This window comes from Halogeometricum sp. S1BR25-6 (assembly GCF_031624495.1).
Taxonomy (GTDB): domain Archaea; phylum Halobacteriota; class Halobacteria; order Halobacteriales; family Haloferacaceae; genus Halogeometricum; species Halogeometricum salsisoli.
Window position 1 is genome coordinate 157,133 of the sequence record NZ_JAMQOP010000003.1, and the last position, 23,444, is coordinate 180,576.

The 23,444-nt window shown below is 50.7% G+C and carries 21 protein-coding genes and 1 pseudogene; 13 read left to right on the plus strand and 9 right to left on the minus strand.

Translation table 11 applies throughout. From position 1 onward, the window contains the following. The first annotated feature begins 117 nt into the window (after positions 1-117). Positions 118-1,029 (plus strand): hypothetical protein, encoded by a 912-nt coding sequence (locus tag NDI76_RS15945; protein ID WP_310925126.1) that lies wholly within the window; start codon positions 118-120, stop codon positions 1,027-1,029. A 79-nt stretch (positions 1,030-1,108) separates the two neighbouring features. Here NDI76_RS15945 and NDI76_RS15950 read toward each other — a convergent pair whose 3' ends face one another. The 5 genes from NDI76_RS15950 to NDI76_RS15970 form a co-directional block, all read right to left on the minus strand. Beyond that, a complete protein-coding gene (locus NDI76_RS15950) occupies positions 1,109-1,270 on the minus strand; it encodes a hypothetical protein (protein ID WP_310925127.1) in 162 nt (53 codons plus the stop codon). A 96-nt stretch (positions 1,271-1,366) separates the two neighbouring features. Then, on the minus strand, positions 1,367-3,265 hold the full coding sequence (asnB, locus tag NDI76_RS15955) for an asparagine synthase (glutamine-hydrolyzing) (RefSeq protein ID WP_310925128.1): 1,899 nt from the start codon (positions 3,263-3,265) through the stop codon (positions 1,367-1,369). Beyond that, complete coding sequence (locus NDI76_RS15960) at positions 3,262-3,705, minus strand: lasso peptide biosynthesis B2 protein (RefSeq protein WP_310925129.1); 444 nt, start codon at positions 3,703-3,705, stop codon at positions 3,262-3,264. The genes asnB and NDI76_RS15960 overlap by 4 nt, the downstream gene beginning before the upstream one ends. A 7-nt stretch (positions 3,706-3,712) precedes the next feature. Further along, positions 3,713-4,009 carry a PqqD family protein gene (locus NDI76_RS15965; RefSeq protein ID WP_310925130.1) on the minus strand — a complete coding sequence of 99 codons (297 nt, stop codon included), beginning with the start codon at positions 4,007-4,009 and terminating at the stop codon, positions 3,713-3,715. A 63-nt stretch (positions 4,010-4,072) separates the two neighbouring features. Then, positions 4,073-5,248 (minus strand): nucleotidyltransferase domain-containing protein, encoded by a 1,176-nt coding sequence (locus NDI76_RS15970; RefSeq protein ID WP_310925131.1) that lies wholly within the window; start codon positions 5,246-5,248, stop codon positions 4,073-4,075. A gap of 682 nt (positions 5,249-5,930) precedes the next feature. On the opposite strand from NDI76_RS15970, the gene NDI76_RS15975 reads away from it, so the two are divergent. From NDI76_RS15975 to NDI76_RS15990, 4 genes and pseudogenes are all read left to right on the plus strand, one after another. Then, positions 5,931-6,710, plus strand: coding sequence for a glycosyltransferase (locus tag NDI76_RS15975; protein WP_310925132.1), 780 nt, complete (start codon positions 5,931-5,933; stop codon positions 6,708-6,710). Beyond that, on the plus strand, positions 6,700-7,164 hold the full coding sequence (locus NDI76_RS15980) for a GtrA family protein (protein ID WP_310925133.1): 465 nt from the start codon (positions 6,700-6,702) through the stop codon (positions 7,162-7,164). The genes NDI76_RS15975 and NDI76_RS15980 overlap by 11 nt, the downstream gene beginning before the upstream one ends. 238 nt (positions 7,165-7,402) lie before the next feature. After that, complete coding sequence (locus NDI76_RS15985; RefSeq protein ID WP_310925134.1) at positions 7,403-8,896, plus strand: ArnT family glycosyltransferase; 1,494 nt, start codon at positions 7,403-7,405, stop codon at positions 8,894-8,896. A 131-nt stretch (positions 8,897-9,027) separates the two neighbouring features. Beyond that, positions 9,028-9,569 (plus strand): annotated as a pseudogene (locus NDI76_RS15990) (IS6 family transposase); the annotation flags it as partial. Between the two features lie 321 nt (positions 9,570-9,890). Here NDI76_RS15990 and NDI76_RS15995 read toward each other — a convergent pair. Further along, a complete protein-coding gene (locus tag NDI76_RS15995; protein WP_310925135.1) occupies positions 9,891-11,411 on the minus strand; it encodes a flippase in 1,521 nt (506 codons plus the stop codon). 82 nt (positions 11,412-11,493) lie between these two features. On the opposite strand from NDI76_RS15995, the gene NDI76_RS16000 reads away from it, so the two are divergent. After that, positions 11,494-12,879: a sulfatase-like hydrolase/transferase gene (locus NDI76_RS16000; RefSeq protein WP_310925136.1), complete on the plus strand. Its 1,386-nt coding sequence runs from the start codon at positions 11,494-11,496 to the stop codon at positions 12,877-12,879. A gap of 277 nt (positions 12,880-13,156) precedes the next feature. Continuing rightward, positions 13,157-14,194: a glycosyltransferase family 4 protein gene (locus tag NDI76_RS22640; protein ID WP_425498377.1), complete on the plus strand. Its 1,038-nt coding sequence runs from the start codon at positions 13,157-13,159 to the stop codon at positions 14,192-14,194. Between the two features lie 168 nt (positions 14,195-14,362). On the opposite strand, the gene NDI76_RS16005 is transcribed toward NDI76_RS22640, so the two are convergent. Together NDI76_RS16005 and NDI76_RS16010 are read right to left on the minus strand one after the other, a co-directional pair. Continuing rightward, positions 14,363-15,424 carry a glycosyltransferase family 4 protein gene (locus NDI76_RS16005; protein ID WP_310925137.1) on the minus strand — a complete coding sequence of 354 codons (1,062 nt, stop codon included), beginning with the start codon at positions 15,422-15,424 and terminating at the stop codon, positions 14,363-14,365. An 89-nt stretch (positions 15,425-15,513) separates the two neighbouring features. Next, positions 15,514-17,028 (minus strand): sulfatase family protein, encoded by a 1,515-nt coding sequence (locus tag NDI76_RS16010; protein WP_310925138.1) that lies wholly within the window; start codon positions 17,026-17,028, stop codon positions 15,514-15,516. Between the two features lie 154 nt (positions 17,029-17,182). Here NDI76_RS16010 and NDI76_RS16015 point away from each other — a divergent pair, with 154 nt between their 5' ends. From NDI76_RS16015 to NDI76_RS16025, 3 genes are all read left to right on the plus strand, one after another. Further along, positions 17,183-17,749, plus strand: a complete 567-nt coding sequence (locus NDI76_RS16015; protein WP_310925139.1) for a metal-dependent hydrolase — start codon at positions 17,183-17,185, stop codon at positions 17,747-17,749. 209 nt (positions 17,750-17,958) lie between these two features. Further along, on the plus strand, positions 17,959-19,377 hold the full coding sequence (locus NDI76_RS16020) for a sulfatase (protein WP_310925140.1): 1,419 nt from the start codon (positions 17,959-17,961) through the stop codon (positions 19,375-19,377). A 1,109-nt stretch (positions 19,378-20,486) separates the two neighbouring features. Beyond that, positions 20,487-21,524 (plus strand): hypothetical protein, encoded by a 1,038-nt coding sequence (locus NDI76_RS16025; RefSeq protein WP_310925141.1) that lies wholly within the window; start codon positions 20,487-20,489, stop codon positions 21,522-21,524. A 640-nt stretch (positions 21,525-22,164) separates the two neighbouring features. On the opposite strand, the gene NDI76_RS16030 is transcribed toward NDI76_RS16025, so the two are convergent. Further along, positions 22,165-22,527 (minus strand): hypothetical protein, encoded by a 363-nt coding sequence (locus NDI76_RS16030; protein ID WP_310925142.1) that lies wholly within the window; start codon positions 22,525-22,527, stop codon positions 22,165-22,167. Positions 22,528-22,596: 69 nt separating this feature from the next. Here NDI76_RS16030 and NDI76_RS16035 point away from each other — a divergent pair, with 69 nt between their 5' ends. From NDI76_RS16035 to NDI76_RS16045, 3 genes are all read left to right on the plus strand, one after another. Then, on the plus strand, positions 22,597-22,857 hold the full coding sequence (locus NDI76_RS16035) for a type II toxin-antitoxin system HicB family antitoxin (protein ID WP_310925143.1): 261 nt from the start codon (positions 22,597-22,599) through the stop codon (positions 22,855-22,857). Between the two features lie 141 nt (positions 22,858-22,998). Continuing rightward, positions 22,999-23,205: a hypothetical protein gene (locus tag NDI76_RS16040; RefSeq protein WP_310925144.1), complete on the plus strand. Its 207-nt coding sequence runs from the start codon at positions 22,999-23,001 to the stop codon at positions 23,203-23,205. Between the two features lie 59 nt (positions 23,206-23,264). Continuing rightward, complete coding sequence (locus tag NDI76_RS16045; RefSeq protein WP_310925145.1) at positions 23,265-23,426, plus strand: PIN domain-containing protein; 162 nt, start codon at positions 23,265-23,267, stop codon at positions 23,424-23,426. Positions 23,427-23,444 lie beyond the last annotated feature (18 nt).

Below are 23,444 nucleotides of genomic sequence, written 5' to 3' on the forward strand. Positions count from 1 at the left end.
TTACGCCACAGTGAGACGCAGTATTCTTGGGTTACTCTACTTAGTGTCTCATTAGTGTTATTATCGGAAACTATAACTAATATGCATTAGACGAATCTCCGGTCACTCAGGAATCTCATGTACTCTTACGCAGCGTACGATTTAGTGATTCGTTCGGAATTTGAACTCCCGGAACTGCCTGCCACGGCAGATTCTGAGAAACCCGACGTCGAAATCAAACGTGGCGATGTTGAGTCTGTTCCGGAGTCATTAGATGAGTTCGGAGAGCACCGCATCGTTGCCACGGCAGATGTCTGCCGACTGACCTACGAAAATATTGGTTCGTTTCGAATCGAAAACGGCCAAGAGATCGTCTGTGATCTCGAATCAGATGCGGTCCCAGAGCAGGACTTCTTCCGTGGTTTACTCGAAAACGAGATGCTCGGGTTGATCTTGCACCAGCGGAGACATCTAGTCCTCCACGCGAGTGCTGTCGCAGTAAATGGAAAAGCGGTAATCTTTCTCGGACCCAGAGGCGCCGGAAAATCAACGACGGCAGCAGCGTTTGAGGTGGCTGGTCACTCGTTGCTCGAAGACGACGTGGTCGGTATCAGACTAGAGGATGAGACTCCAATGGTTGTCCCGGGCGTTCCCCAACTCCGATTGAAACCCGATGCGGCAATCGCGCTCGGGCTGACCGCGGAAACGGTCGAATCGTGGTATGAAAAGCGGTACTATCCGACCGATGTGACTCCCGATCCCATTCCCCTGGCGGGCTGCTACATCCTACAGTCAGGCGACGAGATTAGTCTTGAGGAGTTGTCTGGCACTGAACGATTGCTAGAACTGATTCCACATACCTATCTTCGTGGATTGTTGGTCGACACTGAACAATCCTCTACTCATCTTGAACAGTGTTCACAGATTGCCGAGCAGGTTCCTTTCCGTGTGTTGAAACGTCCACAGAACCATGAGCTTCTCCCTTCGCTCGTTGAACAGGTCGTCGACGACGTAGAATCGAATAATCGTCTTGAGGGCGACACGGGATAAATGTCAGTAAGACCCTCCTCCTCGTGTAGCGTTCTAGTTTACGGGATGACCCGCCTACAAAATTGGAGGATGCTCTGACTTAGTTCTCGACCGAAACGACAGAGCCGACGAGCGGGGTATTTTTGCTGTACTGATCGTTACCCATTCCTGTCTTGTTTTTTTGTTTCGTAATCGTCTCGATATTCCCGTATTCAGTCACTTCAGGCGCAGTGTACGACTTCTTCGATGAGTTCCCTGCCATTAGCTCACACGAACATTGTCATAGCTATATAAAAATGTTGCCCATCTGAAGCGTCATTTGTTACCTATCATTACGGGACTTTCACAGTTTGTTCATTCACAGGCTTTCAGACGCTGCGCTCTCTTCACCCGTCCGGTTTTTGTGTGATCTAAACCAGGTGAACAGCGAAAGCGCTCGCCATAGCACTTGCGCATCTTGCGTATTTGGATCTGTGCTAAACCGCTCGTAAGCTGCTCGTAGCTCGGCATCATCAAAGTAGTCCGTCGATTGCTCAGTCTCAAGGAGCAGCCGCTGAATCAGATCGTCCTCTAATGCAAGCGAATTCCAGAATGCTTCGCTCATATCCGTCTTCCAAGGTCGGGCTCGGATTTTCTCTGGCAGCAGGTCCGCAAGCGCTCGACGAAGTATCGAGCGGGTCCATCCATCTGAGAGCTGTTGAGTCGCCGGAATCGCCAGCGAAAACTCTACTAAACGTACGTCTGTGAACGGGTAGCGAGGTTCGATACCAAACTGAGCGGCTGCTAAGTCTGCTGTCTCTAGGCTCGCGGTCATCCGTCCGTCAAGGAGCGATCGATACTGTCGCCGCCGGGCTGTTTCTCGGAGTACCGAGACTGAATCCCGCTGTTTCAATCGCTTTCGAACCCCTATCCGTCGGGCATATCTTGTGTTGAGTGCGGGATTCTCGGCCGCTTCAAGCACTGGATTTCCTCGTAGTCGTGCGTTCATTCGCTTTGTCCAGCTTGGAATTAGCGGTTTTGCGGCGTGTCGAATCAATAGATGCTTGGCTGGTGCACCAGTGACTTCTCCCATCGCTCTCGTCTCCCGAAGTAGGCGACGCCACCGGCCTGTCCGGAGTAACTCCGGAAGCAACCCTAATCCGTATCCTGCTGCACTGTCGCCCAAGGCCCCCTCAAGCAAGACGTCCACATCAACTTCGTTGGCGCGTTTCGACCGCTCCCAGATGGCATGGTGCATGGGGTCGTGTGGTGGTCTGTCATATTGCTGTTCCATGCACTCTCTATCTCCAAACGATCCGACATCGTCGAGAAACACGTAGTGCGATTCAACTCCATCGCGACAAGAGACCGCTTCGATAAACTCCCGTTCGTCACTCGTCGGTGCTTGGTCATACACGTTTGAGAAGGTGTGTAGGAGTTGATCGTCCGGAAGATCGTTCCGCGCGGTGACCGTAATCGACGACGAATCGAGGCCACCGCTGAGTGATGTGCCTGGCCTTCCCTCGGTTCGGAGTCGACAGCTCACTGCCTGCTCGAACAGGTCACGAAACCGACGTTCGTATGCTGCGTCGGATTCTAGCGTAAGAGTTCTGTGGGGGTTGAGATCCCAATACTGCCGTTCTGTTGCCCGTTCGTCGTTGATCACTTTCACGTGCGCTGGCGGCAGTCGTCTGATCTCTTGATAGAACGTCCGCTCCTTATCCTCAAACAAGCCGACGAGAAAGTCCCCGATCGCTATGTCATTGACTTCGATTGAGACGAACGGGAGTGTGAGAAGCGCTTTTATCTCGGATGCGACTGCAAGGAGACCGTCTTCTTCGTAGTAGTAGATGGGTTTGACGCCAAACCGATCTCTGGCACAGAACAACGTTTTGGCATCCGTGTCCCAGATCACGAACGCGAACGACCCAACAATGTGGTTGACGCACTGCGCCCCCCATTTTCGATACGCTGAAAGGAGGAGATGACTATCAGGCATCCGTGTGAGCGGCGCTTCGATCGATAATCGATCAGCAAGTTCGTCTCGATTATCGACTCGGGCATCAGCTACGATGAGATGTTCGCCATCGCGATAGGGTTGCTGATCGTACCGAGATTCGGGTGTTGACTGTAGTTGTTGGTGTCCGAGGGCGACCTGTTCGTCGCGCCACGAGATTCGACCGTCGGGTCCGCGATGGTCGATACTATCTAGCATCGCCTCTATCCGATCGTTCGATATCCTGTCCTCACGATCAAATAACACGACGAGTCCGCTCACAAGGTTCCTCCATCATTAAGCGGTGGTAGTGCTTCATAGCGAGAAAGATCGTCTAAGTCTCCAATGAGTATCTCTCCTTGATGTTCGAGCCAACTGTGGGCTTTCACTTGATCGCTCTCTTTCTCCACACCAATCCGATGTATTGGTCGGTAGTCGTATAGTCGAAGTAGCGTTTCAGCCGTAAGAGAGCGGACGAGACAGGTTCGCTCTCCCGGGAGTGCCCGGTCGACGACTTCGATAGTCTGTACGATCCGCTCTGGCGTAGGATTTCCAGGGACGAGTCGTCCCACCCTCTCGGACATCCACAGCAATCGCGTTCGTGTTCGAGCAAACTGGGCGGTAGACACTACGGTCGGTAAAGAGAGAAGTAGACCTACTGCGCTCAGTAGTCGGATCTGATCTCCGGTACGGTATGAAAGAAAGGTCGATAACTTCGACATCCGCGTACTAGGTTGAGCTGTCGGGTTTAATCTGAACGAGGTCTTTCTCCAGTAAGTCCGAGAGGAGCGCGTCAACGTCACTCTGACAGCGTTCGTATTCGACGTCGTACTCTGCCGTCACCGCCTCGTATACTTCTTCTACCGTTCGAGGCTGCTGAACTGCCTCCCAGATGAATGTCCCCACATCGTTCAGACCGAAGTATTTGCCCTCTTCCGCCTGTAGTATCACAGTCTCTCCGTCGATTTCCGTAGAGAGACTGTCGTCTGTAGCCACCACCGTCCCGGATTTCAGTTCGTCTTGCATTCGTGACCCCACTGGCAATACTGATATTACGGTTGTACAATATAAACTCTAAGATTGGAACGACTATCTCTTGAGCTTCTTAAGTAGTTTCGGGATGAGCTTGAACGGCCGAATCAGATAGTACAGAGGATACAGTTTGGGAGGAAGCGGGAAGAACTTGACATCCACTTTCCGGGGGGCGAAAAGAACATCGATGAGCTCTTTGAACGACCCCCTGAGCGTATCATTGAGGAAGAAGACAACAGTCCATGGTTCAAGATCTAAGCTCTCTCCAGTTGGATCGTATTGGAACAGTCTTGACGCAATGCTTGTACCAATTGTCGCTCGTCTGCAGTTCTGTACCTCTTCCTTGACCTTCTCTGGAATTTCCACCTTAGCGAGCTCAGCGGTTACACTGAGTCCGAATAGGACCGCAGTTTTCCAACCGTATCCCTCTGCCCGCGTGAGGACCGTTTCCCATTCAATGTCGCGGTGAAAGAGCGCTGCGATATCACAGACCCATGAGAGCCGCGCCCAACCGTGTTTCGAGCCATGGGTGAGGAGTAACAGCGCTCTGTCCTCTGGTGACAACGCTTGTAATGTTCGTCCACCAACTGTGAGTGGTGTTCGTCGTTTCCAGAGATCCGTCACGACCCGTGCATTTGAGGCATTGCCGCCCGTGAACTGTGGTCGGAGCTCGATTTGAATATTCTCGTTCTCATTCTCAAACCTAAGCTCCCGTTCCCATCTGAAAAATGACTCGTCAACTAGTTTCTGTAAGGGAATCTCGCGAGCATTCGTTTGTTCATAGCCTGCTTCTCGTAGAATTTCTCGGGCGCGTGCGAGATCTTGTTGTCTGACGAGGACATCGAGGTCCTTGAACCATCGAGCGTTCAGATCCCCGTAGGCGAACTCGGAGAGGACTGGTCCTTTGTACGGAATAGCTTGAATACCGCTCTCTTTGAAAGCCTCTAAGACGCTGTGTAGTTCTTCGGTATGCTGTAGATTTTTCACCCCATTCATTCGATATTGGGATTCAAGGCTCTGGTAGACTTTCTCCGGGATTTTTGATTGAACGGGCTTGATTGATTCACGGAGATGTGAAGTCAGTCCGTGACTAGCTGCCAGTGGGAGTATCCGCTCCCAATCTGGATCTTCGCATGCTATCTTGTGAATGTGCTTGTCTGCATTGTCAGATCCTCCGGCTGACTGTACGATGTAGAATAAGATTTTTCCAGCCGGACTCCCTGGCATTGTCATACTATTGTTTTGTCTTCAGATTAGCTCACATTAATATGTATCCATGACGGTGTGTTGCTCTGTGGATTGGGTCTTAGTCGGGTCTTGTGCTACTTCTATGCTGACTGCGAGAGTAACTTCACAAGAATGAACCAGCTCATTTACAGGCTATCTCGCCGACGCAGTAGCCCGTCTGTCTATCTGCAGCGTACGTAGATGGCTATAGTAATTACTATCGACCATCTGACGTCATCACTATCTACAACGGTCGCAAACTAATCACTACCAGTCGCTCGCCTATTGCTCGCTATAGGGATGATACGAGTTCGTTGATCTAAATAGGCTTCTCCCCTAGCCCACTTGCTGCTCTCAGTCTCAGAATCAGTGCAGAGCGCACAGAGTCTACTTGATGAGGAGAATGGCGAATGTATCTTGACAGGCGCTCACACGGACTAACGGACGCGGACGCACAGGCACCGATGTCTCTGGTTGCGTGTCCTCTCCGTGGGGTTGTTGGACTCTAGAGCGGATTTGAATGCATGAGTGTCGGATGGAGTAGCATACGAGTTGAACGAATTCAGCACAACTACTTGGTAATATGCAGCTCAAAAAATATTATTCTGAATATGCTGCTATAGATGGCTTTTTATGAGTGACCGATGAGCTGACAGTATTATGTGGGTTAGAAATATGGGGGCAATGAATGATGGGAGATAACTCACTTGGAATCATCATCCCAGCGTACGACCCCGATATTCTTACGCTTGAACAATACATCCGAGACGTTCGATCGGAATTCGCACCAGAAATCCTCCGCGTTGAGCTTGATACGCCGCGCCAGGCACATGTTGAGCGACTTGAGGAAACTGCTGATGTTGTGAACGTTGCGACCACGCGGCGTGGGAAGGGTGGAGCGATCATGGCTGGCTTTGACGCTCTCAAAACCGATATCCTTGCGTTTGCCGACGCTGATGGATCGGTCCCAGCAGACTCACTGCATGACGTAGTTCGGCAGATCAGCGAGGGGACTGCAGATGTAAGCCTTGCCTCGCGCCGACACCCCTCTTCGCATATCGTTGCTCACCAGACTGTCATCCGACGATTGCTTGGAGATGGCTTCGCGTTCGCGGCGCGTAAGATGCTCCCGACGCAGTGTCGAGACTACCAGTGTGGGGCGAAGGCGGTTCGAGCCGACGCGTGGGAAGCGATCGGTCATCACTGCTACGAGCCGGGATTCGCATGGGACTTGGAGTTCGTCTCTGTCGCCGGTTCCTTGGGATACGAAATCGCAGAGGTCCCTGTGGTATGGGAGGACCACCCTGACTCGACCGTGAATCCACTCAGTACATCGTTGGAGTTAGCAACTGCACTTGTTGACGTAAAACGTCGAACCGATGCAATCGCGACGAGTCCGCGACATCGAAACGCAACGCCGACGGCGCATTCAAAACTGATGAAGTTAGGTGGAGAGGATGGCGACTAAGCCCACCTCGGAGGTACTGCTTGAACGGGCCCGTATCGGGCAATTCGTCTCTGTGGGAGTCGTCGGCGCCGGTATCGAAACGGTGCTCGTTGCGGTTCTCACGGGATTGATGGGTGTTGGACCGCTCGCTGCGAAGGCTGTCGGCGCTGAGGCATCAATTTCGACGATGTTCGTCGTGAACGATCGTTGGACGTTCGCCGATGAAGGTGCTGCCGGACTTATCGCGTGCGTTCGTCGCTGGCTGAAATCGCATGCTGTCCGTATCGTTGGATTGTCGGTCGCGTTCTCAGTGCTCTACGTGCTGACGAGTGTCGTGTCATACTCCGTTCAGCTCGCTGGTTTTGAGTTATGGCCGACCATAGCGAACTGCATCGGCATTGGCATCGGAATGAGTATCAACTACGTTGCGGAGAGTCTGTTCACTTGGGAAGTCGTGGGAGATACGAATGTCTGACGATCGAAATAGAAGCCTGGAACGATCTTCTCGGAGTCACTTGTCACTGCGTTTTAAGTCGATATTTCGACACTTTCCGACTCCTGAACGAAACCAAGAGGCACGGTCACATTCGCGAATAGACTATACGCGGCTACTGGCGATAGTTGCTATCGGCGTCTATGTGTTTCTTCAATCGCTGGGACAGAACCCACTACGGCAGTGGGACGAGGCAATTTACGCAAACACCGCCCGGCACATGGTTCAGCGTGGCGAATGGCTTATACCACATCTCTATCTGCACCCGCAGAAGGATGTAATTGCGTTCCAAGCATTTCTCGAGAAACCACCTCTTGTGATGTGGTTGGAAGCGGTCTCGATGTCCATATTTGGTGTCTCTCGATTTGCAGCTCGGCTTCCAATAGCGATTCTGGCCATTCTATCGGCAATTCTCGTCTACTATATGGGACGGCAGATGATATCCCGCTTTGCTGGGTTCGTCGCCTCAGTTGTCTTCGTCACAACGCCGATTATATTCGCCAATGGGCATGGGGCACGTACCGCGAATACGGATCTCCCATTAGTGTTCTTCGGTACGATCTTTGTGTTCTTGACATGGGTTGTTTTCACACAAGACAGGCGCGAGCTGCTCCCATATGTCGGTATCGCAGCGGCTCTCGCGGTTCTCACGAAGGGTTTCAGTGCTGGCACATTTGTAATTGCAGTTGCGCCACTTGTGCTCCTCTACTATCGAACGTTCTTGTCTAAGGAAATGTTCCTGTCAATTGGCGTAACTCTAGTGCTCGTTCTTCCTTGGCCCATCTACGCATGGTTTCACTATAGGCAAGAGTTCTTGTACCAGATATTCTTCCAGCAAGTCCTTACACGGGCAACTGGGTCTGGGTTGTACTCCAAGTCTGGTGCTATCTTTGAGTTCATGCGATATCCTTACTTCAGAGAGATCCCGAGTATGATGGACCCTTGGTTCGTTTTACTTTTCCCCGCTGCCGCGATTGCAGTTTATACAGGCTGGCGAAAAAGGAGACTGAAAGCTCCAATATTTCTGGCTTGGTGGGCGCTCTCAACGTTCGGATTCTACGTAGTCACTGGGAACCACGGATGGTACATAATGCCCATTGCGGTCCCCTGTGCTCTACTCATTGGAATTGGCGCAGATGCAATCACTGAGGAACATCCGAAGCTAATGGTCATCTCTGGGTTCGCAGTTGCAATATTAGTTCTCCGAACAAATTCTACTCTTTGGGCGGTTCTCCTCGGGATTGGGCTCATTATATGCTCAGAAAGAAATGGTATTAGTCAAAAGATACAACACAGCTATTCAACAAAAGCCACGAATGTTCTCTCTCATGTCGTACCTGTCCTCTTTGCTTTTGCACTTGTTGTAGCACTTGTAGGTGGTATTCCAGTTGGATCCGGCAATTCATTTGATGGTTTCGAGCGTCTTGGGAAGGCAACAGACCAGCATGTTCCAAATGGAGAGCCTATAATACTAGGGCCGAATGCTCCGAAAAAAGAATTTGCTTTTTCATTTTATGCCCAGAGACCCATTAGCAGCGTCACAAGTGAAGAGATCGTCTCTCTCTCTCAAGAGACATACATAATTGTTGGTCCACAAACACAGTCGGAGCTAAGCCACGACTATCAGATATTGTACGAGGGCGGGAAATACAATCTTATTCATCTAAAACCCGACAGATCTGCATCAGTCGCTATAGAGAAAAGACGCCATTGACCTGATAGCACCGTGTAGATCGCCTCCTCAACTGGCACCCAAATATTAGACATTCGATGTGATTTTTCGAAGGGCACTGTCTAGTTAAGCCAGTTTGAGAAGTGAATAGGTCGTTGAGTGGTTTGGTTAGAATGCTCGCAGACCTGCTCGGTGAATGTTTTGCAGTGGATTTAGAGGAATGTTGGGAGCGTTCGCCGTCCACCTTCACGCGACTGGTTGTTCACTCAGAGAAACAGCCTCAATTCTCGCTGATTTAGGCGTTAAACGCTCTTACCAGGCGATTTTCTAGTGGGTGTGTCGGCTGGCTGACAGCGTTTCGGACCCGCCGACGGCGCAGCCGTCACGGGTCGCTGTCGACGAAACCGCTATCAAAATCAACAGTGGATGGTCTTGGTTGTACGCTGCAATAGACATCGACACCAAGTTACTCTTTGGCGTACGACTATTCAAAAGACATGGTACCGATCCGGCGGCTACGTTCCTTCACGGAGTCATCGAGAAACACGATTGTGAAGATACCGTGTTTTTGGTCGATCAGTTCGGCTATCGGACTACCACCTCTCAATTAGGACTGAGCGGCCGGGTTGACTCTGCGGATCGAAATCTCATCGCAAAGTGGTTTCACACTCTCACAATGCGAGTTGACCGCTTCCATAATTCGTGGGCATCAAGCGCTTAACCGACGAACACCGGTGAGGAGGTTAACTAGACAGTGCCTCCGGCTTGAGGGAGCCAATGATTTCTATCGGACTCGGAACCATGTTACTCTTGTTAGGCTTGGGACTGCATTTGCATGGCCTGCTGTTAGAGATATTGAGCTCTAAGCGACTAAACAATATTTAAGCGCTTGAATGAGGTGTTGCTCATACTTTGTTTGGACGGCCGATAATTGGGAAAAGGAAATCTATTTAACAATTATCGCTCTGTTGTCGAGAGGCGAGTTTGACACTCTCGGACGGAGGGCTCTTGGCCGCGACTTCTGGGTATTTCTACATTAGTCGTTGATCAGGTCGTGGACTATCGGTAACTCTCGACCAATTCTCTCCTCAACGCTATTTATTACGATAGTGTCGTTTTTATCCACGCTCTTCGTCAAAATAATAGAGACCACGTGAATAGCCGAAATCAGGACCCCTATCAGAAATATCGAAATTATCCCAATCTCTCCTACTGACCTTTCGACTAAGACTGCACATCCAACTGTTAGGGGAATTGGTTTTATTTGGTTAATCGAGAATGGCAGCTTCCCTATTTGTACGTATATGAGGAAGACCTCCATCATGTTGTACGTTACATATCCAATGACTGTGGCAATAGCAGCACCTAAAATACCACTTCGGGGAATCAATAATAGATTCAACAAGATATTGACTACAAACCCCACAGCAGCCGAAACCATGTCAACACGTGGTCTATTTATTGCTTTCGCAGTTGCACCGTTTGGACCAACCAACACATTGAAGAATAGTCCCGCTACCAATACGCTCAACGCATCCGACGCGGGCAAATATTCCGGACCAAAAAATATTCTAACGAGATCTGCAGAAAAAACTGAGAAGACTAGAATCAGTGGTAGTGTTAGTTCTGTGGCCCATTTCGTCGTCGATTTGTAAAGTTGTATCAGTTTTTCATTTTCTCCCTGAGAAAAGTATTCGGTGGCCAGTGGCAGATAGAGGAATATAAAGGAGCTCAGTACAAACTCTGTGACTTGGCGAAGAGGCTGAACAGACCGATAGTGCCCTGTTGATTCTGATGTCAAGAAGTACTCAATCATCATTACATCGATATTTGAGAAAACAACAATCAATGACGAGCTGAGGGCCAATGGCCAGGAGAAGGACCAAATGCTCCGAATAGTAGACCATTCAACTGAGGCTTTAGCAACCTCTCCTAAGTTCAGTGCGGCACTGAGGAAGTACAATCCGATTACAAAGGAAATTAGCGGAAGAGATACCCAGTATGCTACCGCACCGATCTCTGCTACTCCAAGAAACAGGATTGTAAAAAAGAAAATTAGGCCACCGACTCTCGGAAATAGGTCTTTTGAGAGAACTGCATGAAATGTTTCGCCCCTTGCACGCAAAACTGAAATAATAATCCTACTAATCGGGAATAGAAAGGCATATACGCTGAAAAATACCAGATAATCGTTCACTTCGTTATTGTTTAGTAGATTTCCTATTTGAGATGGAAAAATAAGGAAGAGAGAGCTAGTAATGATTGCGATTGGAGTAATCATCACAAACCCTTGCTTCGTAATACTGGTTTTTTCTCTATACGCAGAGGTATCAGATATAAATCGGGTTATCCCTTCTGGAATGCCAAACAGTGAGAGACGTCCGGCAATTAATGCAGTCGTATAGGCTACCGCAATTGTACCATACTCTTCCGGGCTGAGCGACCGAACTATGAAAATCTCTGCGGAAAGTGCTAGTATCTGTGTGGATATGGTACTCAAGAAGACTATTCCTGCACTTCTGAATAGCTTGGACAGCGAATCCTGAATTCCACTCACACTATCCAATGGTGGGCCGGGGTAAATGAGTGTTTACAAAGATTCATGTAATGGCAGACCTAGATAAGCTGATAGAACACAAATGCGTAACGTAGTCTTAATTTGCTTAGACTCTATAAGAAAAGATTATTTTGATAAGTACGCTCCGCGCCTTGCTCAGCGTGCAGACATTAACTTTTCTCAGTGCCGTGCCGCAAGTAGTTGGTCAGTCCCGTCTCATGCCAGCATGTTTACCGGGGCTCTGCCTTCTGACCACGGCGTACACACACATAACATGAGGTTTGAAGGTATTTCTGAGGAGTCTTTTACTAAAGCACTTTCGGAGCATAATAGCATTTGTGTGTCTGCCAACGGATTCACGACCAAGGAATTCGGATTTGACTCGTTATTTGACGAACTGGTTTCGGTCCATCCAGGACGGCGCTTCACAAATGGAGAAGACGCAGGCGGTAAATCCGTTAGAGAGATTCTACGTGATATACCCTCTGCAGATCATCCTTTGGTTTCGCTATTGAATGGCGCGTACAGTAAATTGTATTGGTTGGTTGATCTTCTTCCGATTCCCAGTCCTTTCGACCAAGGTGCAAAGCTAATCCGAAAACACAGTTTGAAAAGGTTGTCAAGTTCGTCTGAACCAGCTTTTTTATTCACGAACTTTATGGAGGGACATTTACCACACCAACCTCAACTGCAACTAAACTCGGACCTCCATTCTGTTCCCTGGTCTTGGACTTCGACCAAATTCGATCATTTCGAAGCAAACCGTCAAGGAGAAGAATATCTTAAGGACCATTCTGAAGATATTAACAATTTCAGAGATCTATATACTAGTAATATTGATTATTTAGATAGGCAAGTGGTAGAGATGATTGACGATATTGATTCACAAACCGCTTTGGAGACGACATTTGTAATCACTTCAGATCACGGTGAGAATCTTGGATATGATGATGAGGATAATCTTGTAGCACACAGAAGTTCTCTTTCGGAGGCGTTGTTGCATGTTCCTCTCTGTGTTGTAAACCCTCCATCCGATTGGTACTCAACTGAGTCAGTTCATGAATTTATATCCCATCTTGAGCTGCCCAAAATAGTTGAGTCATTAGCAAAAGAGCAGACATTTGAGGCTAAGCATCACCCTGTCAGTGCCGAGCTTATTGGAGGAGGTGCGAAAATAGTTAGTGAAGACGAATACTGGAATAGAATGATCCGCTGTTCATACGTTGACTCACAAAAATACGAGTGGGATTCACTTGGATCCTCTACTCTCTACGAACTTGACTTGTCGAAACCCTGTAAAATCCAGCGCCGTGAAAACGGCGTCACTATCCCGGATACAGCGAAAACTGCGTTTACAACAGAGATATCCCAATACAAGTCGGACATCACTTCCCAGTCTACTCAGGACTTAAACTCGGAGGTAGATGCTGGGACTCAGGAACGATTAAAAGATTTGGGGTATTTGTAAATCTATAGTGTTTAACAATCAGTCTAGTCATTTAATTGACAAATCATTTACAAATAAAATTATTCAGGTACGGGTAGTTTATCTCAGATTGTGCACCATTGTGGATAAAACAGGCCAAGCAAGAGATTTAATAGAGGTTCGAATGGATAGTAGGCCATACACCGTTTGAGTACCTCCGCACCGATGATAATATATACACAATCCGAGGTAAAGCCAGTTCCGCTACGCAATTGAATGTGAAATAACATAGGATACCAGAACGAAAGTGAACATCTTAGTGATTTCTCGTGAATGGCCAGGTCATGTTCTAGGAGGTATCTCGTACCACCTAAGTAACCTATATAGTAACCTCTCAAGAAGAGGTCATGAGATAACTGTTATCACGGGAACATGTCCGCAAGCAGCTGACAAGTTGAGACATGAGGCTCCGGAAGTAAAGTCAATCCATCCTGTGCAGTTTGGCTTTCGGCAAGGATATTATCTGTTGTTCCCGGTGGCATTCGGACATTTCAAGCGGAGTTTTGACTTCGCGCCGTATGATATCTGCATCACGCATACCGAAGTACCATTCGAGCTACCGATACCGACTATCTCCAAGCGGCATGACTGTTACAGGGCAACAAAAGAATGGATTCGCGATGGGCTATCAGGAATGAAAGCAATCGGTGACCGGATTATCGACCCATTCCGAAGGGTTATTGATCGGCGATCCATCACAGCAGCCGATTGTATAATCTATAACAGTGCTGTTTGTCGCGCTGGATGGGAGACGGCATATGATATCAACACCCCTTCTACAATCTCGCACAATGGTATTGATCTGGACACATTCTATCCGGACCCCTCTACTGGCGGTGGGGGGTATATCCTTTTTGTCGGAGGTTCCGAGCGCAAGGGTCTCTCGAAAGTTATTGAGTTTGCTGAGAATACAGGAGAATCAGTTGCTATTGCAGGTCCTGAGGAGATTTCGTCAAGTAATGTCACGGCACTCGGGAAACTATCACAAAGTAAGCTGCGACGGGTATACTCCGATGCAGAGGTAACAATTCATCCAGCCGGTTGGGAAGCATTCGGGAATGTCATCTTGGAATCTGTTGCCTGTGGGACTCCGGTTGTTGCCACCCCGAATTGCGGAGCGGTCGAAGTACTCCCAGAAACTGCCTGTGTTGTGACTTCTGACATTGCATCCGGGGTTAGAGATGCTCAACGGCTAAGTTCTGACGACTGTGTAACCGCAGCTCAAAACTGTTCGTGGGGGGAAACTGCAGAAGAAACAGTGGATGTCGCAAGGCGAATTACAAGTATAACAGCCTGAGCTGTTCTCGACAAGTACGTTATTGTGTCTCTGTTGCAACCCTCTTTATGTCTGGCGATTTGCCGAGAGGCTAGTTTCTGACCGGATCGGCGAAATCCAGTGGAAAGAGTAGCTCTTCACAATGTCAACACTGAAGGATTTCAACAGATCCGTTATTGTTGTTCATATTCAGTGGCTCTGACCTAATTTGGAAAAAATAGTATCTGCCACCTGTCTGAACTCCTTATAATCATGCTTTTCAGCTAGCTTACGCCCATCTCTTGCAACTTGCTGTAGCTGTTCAGTATTTGAAGTTAGGTCAATTAGTAGCTCTGCGAGTTGAGTATCATCATCGACAGGGAACAAATAGCCATTTCTCCCGTGTTCTATATAGTCATTAATTCCGAATGTATCCGATCCAACAACTGGCGTTCCACTTGCTAGAGCTTCAAGTCCACTTGTCGCATATCCTTCCATGGTTGACGGTAGTACATATAACAGCGACTCAGAGAGCAGCTGCCGTTTCTCCGATTCATCTACATACCCAGCAAAAGTGATATCCTCTAGACGAAGACTCTCAGCGAGTTCCTGAAGGTTGGCCTCTTGGGGCCCGGATCCAGCAATGACGAGTTCTAGATTGCGACTGGAGTGGTACTCTACCTTTTGCCACGCTCGAAGTAGACAAGAGACATTCTTCCGGGTACCAAGACGGCCGAGGTAGGTTATAGTCTTAGAATTTGGATTAAACTTGAACTCATATTCGCTGGCTCGAACCGTCGGGTGGAGTATATGTGTTTTCTGATATCCCGTCTTCTGTTGAATCCGCTTTTCGGTACTTTCTCCTGCGCAAACAATTTCTGGGCGCTTTAGTAGCGGAAGGGTCCTGTCAATTCCATCAATAACTGTCCCGCGAAGTGGTCCCAGTTGTTTTCTGGCCGTACCGAAAAATGCAGTATGCATAAATATCGCGTTGGTGACCTCTTCAGGGCAGAAGAAGTGACCTGGATAATAGGGATAGTGAGAAATATCGTCCAGAAATACGTCAAAATCCCCATATTCCATTATGTTTTGATAGGCTTTGACACCACGTACAGTGTTAAGAATGGTTTCTATCGATGAAGATGGGTCATCATATGGAAACTCATGATAAAGTATACCCTGAGTGCCAGACCGGTCGTTCTCATGTGACCTTGGTGAAAGGACATCCACTTCCCAGCCGGACTCTAAGAGTGCTGTCCCGATATTTCGCATTAAGCGGCTGGCCCCACCGGACACTTCTGATCTTCGCATTGACGTATGGGACCGAATCAATATCTTCATAGAAGGAGTGTGCCTCTGAATCAGATATATCCCAAGTCTTCCAGACGCTGCTGGGCACCTGAGTCAAGCGAACTGGCGTCTTGGTCCTGTTTTTTTAGAGGACCGCGGTCCTCTTGGAGACGCTGCTGAAGTTCATCAGCGATGTCCGAGTGCTCTGAACTCACGTCAGTCAACTCCTTGGGGTCACTGGTGATATCATACAGTTCTCGCGCCCCATCACTTGATTCAATCAACTTCCATTCCGCAGTTCGTAGTGACCTCAGCGCGCGATCATACTGTTCATATCCGCTCTCACTGTTCGCCTTTGACCTCTCCTTGAGTGTTTCAATATCGGGCTGGGGAACAAGATACTCTGAGATAGCAACCTCCTCTGCACTTGACGAATCTTCGACTATCTCTGACAGGCTGCTTGATGCAATAGTCGGATTTTCTGGCACATTCGCGTCTGCCGCCTCAAGTATTGTCGGGAAGAGAGAACGGGTCTCAACCACTTGTTCGACCTCGTGGCCGCCTCTGAACTTGTTCGTACCACGGATTAGTAGTGGGACGTGGACCAGAGTATCATAGAGGCAGTATTGGTGATCCATTAATCCGTGGTCCCCAATGTTCTCACCGTGGTCTCCGACAATAACGACCATCGTATCGTCCAAAATACCATTCTCGGACATACTGTCGAGTAGATTCCCAATTCGGTGATCAAGGTAGCTAAGCTCGGAGTCGTAGAGTCCCTCCAGAATCTCAAAGTCGCGCTGGGTCATTCCTATCTCGCCAGCGACGTATCCCCAAGCATCTTGCTCAATCTCTTTCGCTTCTGCGATTGACACCCCATCCGGAAGGTGATTGCAATGTTTTTTTGGTGGATCGTATTCCAGGTGGGGCTCAAGATAGTTAATAAATATAAAAAACGGGTCTTCGCCAGAGTATTGCCTGTCGAACCAGCTCTTAACTTTCCAATTTGTGACCGCTGCACCGTAGTCGTAGCGCTTTCTGAAGAACTTGGCATATGCTGCATTCGCCATCATCGACGGAATCTCAGAAGCACTGGCCGTCTTGATTAGTTCGCGAATTTGCTCAAGCGGGTGGTCATGCTCACGCATAGCTGGTGCCAAGTCGGCACCCTTCTCAAGTAGTGTCCAACCGGGATAGAACTGGTCAAACCCTTGGTCGAACCCAAAGTCTGGACTTACCCAGCTATTGTTTGAGAATGCGACTGTATCGTACCCGGATTTATTCAAGATCGCTGGAAGAGAGTCATAGTCGGGGTCGAACTGTTTGTTCCCCGCATCGGTGTTGTGGTCTGAAGTATACTGACCAGTGAACAGAGAGGCATGCGACGGTAAGGTCCAAGGTGCCGTAGAGATTGCAGAGGAAAATTCAACTCCATCACTCATGAATTCGGTGATTCGAGGCACAGTCTCGGCATTCGTGGATGGGAGGGCATTACGTGCTCGTGCCGTATCCATGACAACGAAGAGTATGTTTGGACGGCTCATGCTGGTTGAGGATACGGTCGTGTCTAGAGATATTATATCCACCGCTTCAAAAACTCCATTATTTTATATTCACCACTATCCTCGCTTGTGCTTCAATCTGAGTCTGCTAACTGTGTCTAAGTGACAATCGTAGCTTCACTCTCTTACTTTTCGTTAGCGAAGCATCTATTCGGGTTCGAGTCAATGCCACCGATAGATGCTCCCCTGGGGTCACGCCGCGTTCGGCTACGTACTCTACTCGCTGTACGCCCGCCTCCGCCTCAATCACCCACCACAAGGGCTCGCTGTACTCGCACTCGCGGTCGGCACGCAGTTCCCGGATCTCATCGACAAACCACTCACGTGGACGTTCGCCGTTCTCCCCTATGGGCGAAGCTTCGCTCACTCGTTGTTCACACTCGTCCCGCTTCTCGCTATCCTCTGGATGGCCTTCGACACGCCGAAACAGCGCACGCTCACCACGGCGTTCGGCATCGGGTACGCCTCACACCTCGTCGGCGACAATATTGGGGGATTCCTCAACGGAGAATTCAGCATTCCCGGCTATCTGTTGTGGCCGCTGACGGACGTCCCGAGTGAGGGGAAGCGAAGCTTCCTCGAGTTCTTCTTGAACCTGCAGTTCTCTCCGACGATTCTCTTCGGGTTCGTCTTGGCGCTGTTCACACTCGGGTTGTGGATTTACGACGGGATGCCCGGCGTGAAAGACGTCCTCGAGGGCAGACTATGGGAGAAATCTCGTACGAGGCCCACAGAAAAGCGCTAACACCGTCAAAAATCTGAGTTCGACACCACAGACCGAAAGGGCGCCAATCACACCAGTATACGGAAGTACGGCTCAATTGAGCGCAATCTGTATAATCCCAGCAGTATCTTCGTGCGGGCTATAGCGGGGATTCTCAGTTATACTGTCCTTTGTACTGAAATTCCCGAACAGACCATATATTTATAATTCCCTGCAAGAGATGAATTGGCATGCCAAACGTCGTTCTTATAACAATAGATTGCCTGCGGCGAGACCACTGTGGATTTGCGGGATATTCGAAGAACACGACTCCGAATATTGACTCAGTAGTGCCCAACGCCTATCAGTTCACATCTGCGATTTCTCCCGGACCGCGTACTTCCGAGTCGTTCCCTGGGATTTTGTCTGGGCGGCTCTCGGCGGAATGTGAGTTTATCGAAGAGTTAGCGTTCAAAACGATTCCAGACGACGCGGAGACGCTCGCGAGTTTCGCATCCAGTCATGGCTACCAGACACTCGCAGCTATCGCCAACCCTCAACTCTCACCCATTCGTGGGTTCGCTAACGGATTCGACTCGTTCGAGAATCTGCGTATCGAAGCAGGAAGCGATAAATTCGACACAAAAAATGAGGCCGACGACGACGAGGATGAAATTGGCACACCACTCGTCAACCGACTCGGACGGCAACTCCTTGAGCACGGAGAAAAGCTCCCACTCAACCCAGCGAGTCTCGCATTCGTCGCATATCGACACAAACAATTGAAAGGCGATTGGGCATCAGTTTCAGGCCAACGTGTCGTTGACCGATTCCTTAGCTCGCTTCCCGACGAAGGGCCGTTCTTTGCGTGGACGCACCTCAACGACATCCACGCACCAATCCATCCCGGCCGTGTCCGTGAAGGCGGACTGCATTCGCTAACAGACACCTATCAGTTCCTCGCCGACGCCAAGCGCGCTCGGCATGAATACAGCCCAGGGTACGAAGCACTGTATGACGGAGCGATTCGTTACGTCGATAAACAGGTTGGCCGGATTTTAGACCATCTGGAGAAGGTGGGCCTTCGTGAGGAAACGGCTATTATCATCACCGCAGACCACGGTGAAGCGCTATACGACCGCGGGATATACGGACATGCATCGGGGAACGAGCAACGGCTATTTGAATCCGACCGAGATTATCTATACCGTGAGTTGCTCGACGTGCCGTTGCTTGTTGACATCCCAGGTGAAGACGGAGACCGTATCGACGCTCCGTTCTCGCTGTTGTGGCTGCACCAACTTCTCGCCGAGATAATGGGCGTCACGGATGGTGAATTCCCCCAGCATGCCGACTACGCTGAGCGTATTTTTGACACAGAAAGCGTTGCACTCTCGGACTCATTGCTCGAAGACGGGCATACCATCGCCGTACTCAATGCCGACACTAAAATCATCACCGACGCGACGTCTCCCAACGAAGTAGCAACAGACAATTGGCACTATCTCTCGCGGTCTGACGCAGGTGACCGGACAGCCACAGAGACTCGGCCGGAAGAGCTCATTGATGTGGCGGAGGCGTCTCTCGTTGAGCCGGGCTCTCTATATCAATCCGAAGACGCGATTCATACCGACACGATGCAACAACTCGCTGACTTGGGCTACAAGTAGTAACAATCCTCTAATCGATTTGTTCGACCGGTCAGCGTAAATCAAAGAGCGAGGTCTGATAGATATATCCTCTTTAGTCGGATACATTCGCTGAAATCGTCCGGTGGAGTCACTGTGTTCATGCTATACACACAGTACGTACCTTCCACCACTCTTTCGATTTATTCGTGATTATTGTTGTCATCTGAAAATGCCTCCATCGAAGAACTCGAAATTGATTTCTAATTGGCAGAAATGCAGCGTTTCAGTTGCTCTCGTAGCGCTTACCAAGATCGACGGAGCAAACAAGACCACAATTACAGCCAACGCAAGGATTGCTGAGTCAATGTACCGGTAGTCACTTGAGACGCTCGCAGCTACCGACAAGGTGTGGCAATTTCAAAGCGACCGTGGCCTCTAGCTGCACCAGTTGTAGTTGATGAGGATACATTCTTCATGGATGGCCTCTATGTCTATCTATGGGTCTCGGTGATCAGCGAATTGCGCTTTCTGCCGCCTTCCTTCTCCTTGGAATAGCCGTCGTCTCACAGCAACTGTTAATGGGTGCTGCAAAGCCATGGGAGGGAATCTACACTTCCTTCCCAATGTTTTGGGGAGGTCTTGTACTCTCGGTAGCACTAATTTTAGCCTCCGTCCATCGATCGGAGCACTCATGGGGCACCGTTGCACTGTACATGGTCTCGCTGACTGCGGCTGTCGTCACCCATTCACTACTCTGGGCTCGACCGTGGGGGTACCACGACTCGTGGCGACACGTGGATGAGATTATGAGAGGATCGCTCTCGACGGCGCAGAACGTGTATCCCGCCTTTCATGCGTTAGGGCGAGGGCTCACCGCTGTGACTGGAGTCTCTGCTCGTGAGTTTGTCTCAGGTGTCCCGCTGCTTGTTGCGTTTCTCGGGTGCTTGGGCATTGTTATTATCGCGAGACGGTCCGGCGCGGATCGGCGAGCGTCGCAGATCGCCGCTATTGCTGTCACACCTGCCGTGTTTTTAGGATTCACTCCGCGTCCGTTTTCGCTTACGTATCCGTTTTTGTTCGTCATCATTTGGGCGTTATGGCTTCATAGTAGACGAGCCCGGATCCTAACTCTCGGGTTTGGTCTGGTAATGACCGTCTTCCACCCATTCCTCGCCGCTATCGCAACCGGTATCGTTCTCACTGCGGGGGTTGTCTCTTACGTGCGACCCTTCCGACAGTCAAGCAAATACGCTCGTACCGTCCGTCCAGGGTTTCTTGCCGTTGGTGTCGCAATCGGATTTGTATTACTCGTTCAGTCATCATTTGCAAATGGGTTGATACTCGCTGCGGCACAAGCTGCCGGAGCGAACGTACAGGCACCTTCTGCAGACGGTGGCCCGGCAGGCGCCGGACTCATCCAAGCCGCGCTGTTTGAGCGGATTGGTGAGTTCCTTCTTCGGTCATCGTTCTTACTCGCGTTGGCACTTACCTCCGGTGTCGCGATTTATCGACAGTACAGCAACCGAAATATCACCTCCGATGTCGCAGTCGCTGTCGTCTCTGGAAGTGCTGTTTTCGTCGGGTTTCTGGTGATTGCATTCATCCCGAAAGGAATCGGAATCACCCGCATATTTTCCCTCGCGCCGGTGTTTTTCGTTCCAATCATCCCGTATGCACTCTCGCACGTCGGGCGTCCCACGTGGCGGCAGATCGCTTCAGTGGGTGCCGCATTTCTTATCGTCGGCGCGGGCGGTGCGACCGCGTTCGATTCACCCATGACGGGGGGCGTGGAGTACTCCGCGACAGAGTCACAAGTTGAGAGTATTGAGTGGGCCGTGGGCCATACAAGCGACCAGACCATCGTTGGCTCACGAATGACCCACTGGGTGATTGTCGGTCTCTACGGACGCGAAGCGAGCTCTGCGAGGTCTCGAATAGATGGGAACGGAATGTGGGCAACCCGTGCGCGAGGGGTTGAGTCCTACCGGTCGACAGTTGAGGGTCTCGTTGCTGTCGACGGCCCCGAAACAGCCCACGCCGAAATCGTGGCGAGAGAGTCAAGTGACCGGCTCCTGCGCTGTTTGCAAACGTTCGAGCAGCAGCAGAACCAAGTTTATGCGAACGGTGAATCGGGCTTCTTTACACATGCCCGTCCACCGTCGTGTGCTGTTGGAGGAGTAACATGAGAATTACGATACAGAACTGTATGAGGGCGGTGTGTCTACCACCATCAGTATGCTTCTCGCACTTGTTCTCTCTGCTGTCGTTGTCGCTCCCCATAGCACATTCGGCGGTCGTCGAATCACTTCGCAAAACAACCTCTCTGCGACAATCGCAGATGGAGCCGCGGCCACCATTAAAAACAACAAATTCGATGAGGTGATCTCTTCGTAGCGGTCGTCAATGGGGCATGAGACAACCCCGAAAGGACGCCGCTGATTGCCGCTGCGACGACGAGCAGCGCACCGTACGCCCGCACCGGACTATCTACCACACGATGCAGCTGTATATTTAAACGACATAACTGTAAAAGACGATTTGCATCGCAACAAACGCGTGACTTCACGACGTGTGGAACGCTTGGACGGACGTCGGCTCACGACAGCGTGTAGTCAGAATGGGACGGTCACCGCGACGAATTTTACCTGAGCCACGATTTCGAACGAACCAGAACCACTACGTGCAACCCCCCGGAACACACAATGACAGACTCGCCTCAGCGCATGTTACGGCTACGGGAGAACGACGCGGCCAAGCGCGGTCTGCACGACGTCGGCAGCGCACTCGTGGGGGGACCGCGAGTTCTCGACGACCGCGTTCACCTGCTCAAGGAGCACATCCGAGCCAGCAATCGCAACCTCTGTCTCGTCTCCCCAACCCGATACTCGCCCGAAGCCGGTCAAACACGTACGACTCCGTGCTCTCGTGACCGCTCTCGGTCGCCGCCGTCGAGAGTCGCTTCGCGAACGCTGGATCAGCCTCGTAGGAGAACGACCGCTCAACGGACGCAACGTCTTCCCACGGGGCCTCACCACGAAGAACCTCGATGAGGTACGCATCGACTGCCTGCCGCGCGAACGTCGCCAACGAAACGTTCTCTCTTTCAGCGTGCTGAACGGCGAGCTGTCGAACCGCTAGGCCGACCTCGACGGTCAGTGCGACGTCCGCTATCTTGGTGTCGCTCAGCAACGTTTGACATCGATTGACAACAGACCGTCCGAACGCTTATTCGGAGTCACTGATTCAGTTCTGACAGGCATGGCCAGCACGACTCGTGACAACGGCAATGGCGGTGTCGAGTTCGCTGACGAGGATGATGGACGAGTTACTGCCACGGATATCGAAACGGGTGTCGCCTCCTTCGGCGACGACCGTGCAGAGGCACTGCGGATGCTCGCCGACGCACTCGATGCTCACCACGGGAAGGGCGAGTCTGTTGATGACGGCGAAGTGGCCGCAGAACTCGGTCTCGACGAGGACGAAATCGGAAGCGAAGGCCGCCCACCGTGGGACACGTAGCGTGGGACGGACGACGTTCACTCGTGGGTAGATGACCAACGAATAGTCCGCTACACCCATCAGTTGATACGCACGTCCGATCCCCAGGAATCGCGCTCGAACGACGTTAGGCATATATTCCTGTGAATCCGATTTCACGATATGGCGAAGAACATCCGCGTCGACGAGGAATTCCACGCCTACGTGGAGTCTCACAACCGGGACGGCGAAACGATGGGAGAGACGCTTCGCCGCCTCACTCGGGGGCCGGACCCGAATGAAATCGCCGGCGTACTCTCTGAGGAGAGCGCGGACCGAATGGAGACAGCTATCGAAGACCTCAGCGGGGCGGAGCAAGGGCCTCGATAGAGCGCGAGAGGCGTTCGAGGACCGAAGACGAGACGGCGGCGCGTCTCGCAGGGGAGATGATGGCGCGAATCGACGAGAAGGGAAACCACCGCCGGAAGGCTAGCCCGGTCGACGTGAACGACGCGCACATCGCCGGCATCGCTACCGACCTCGGCGAACCGGTGCTTACCGATAATGTGAGCGACTTCGAAGAACTCGGCGTCGATGTCGAAGAATACTGAGTGTCCCGACACCCGGTT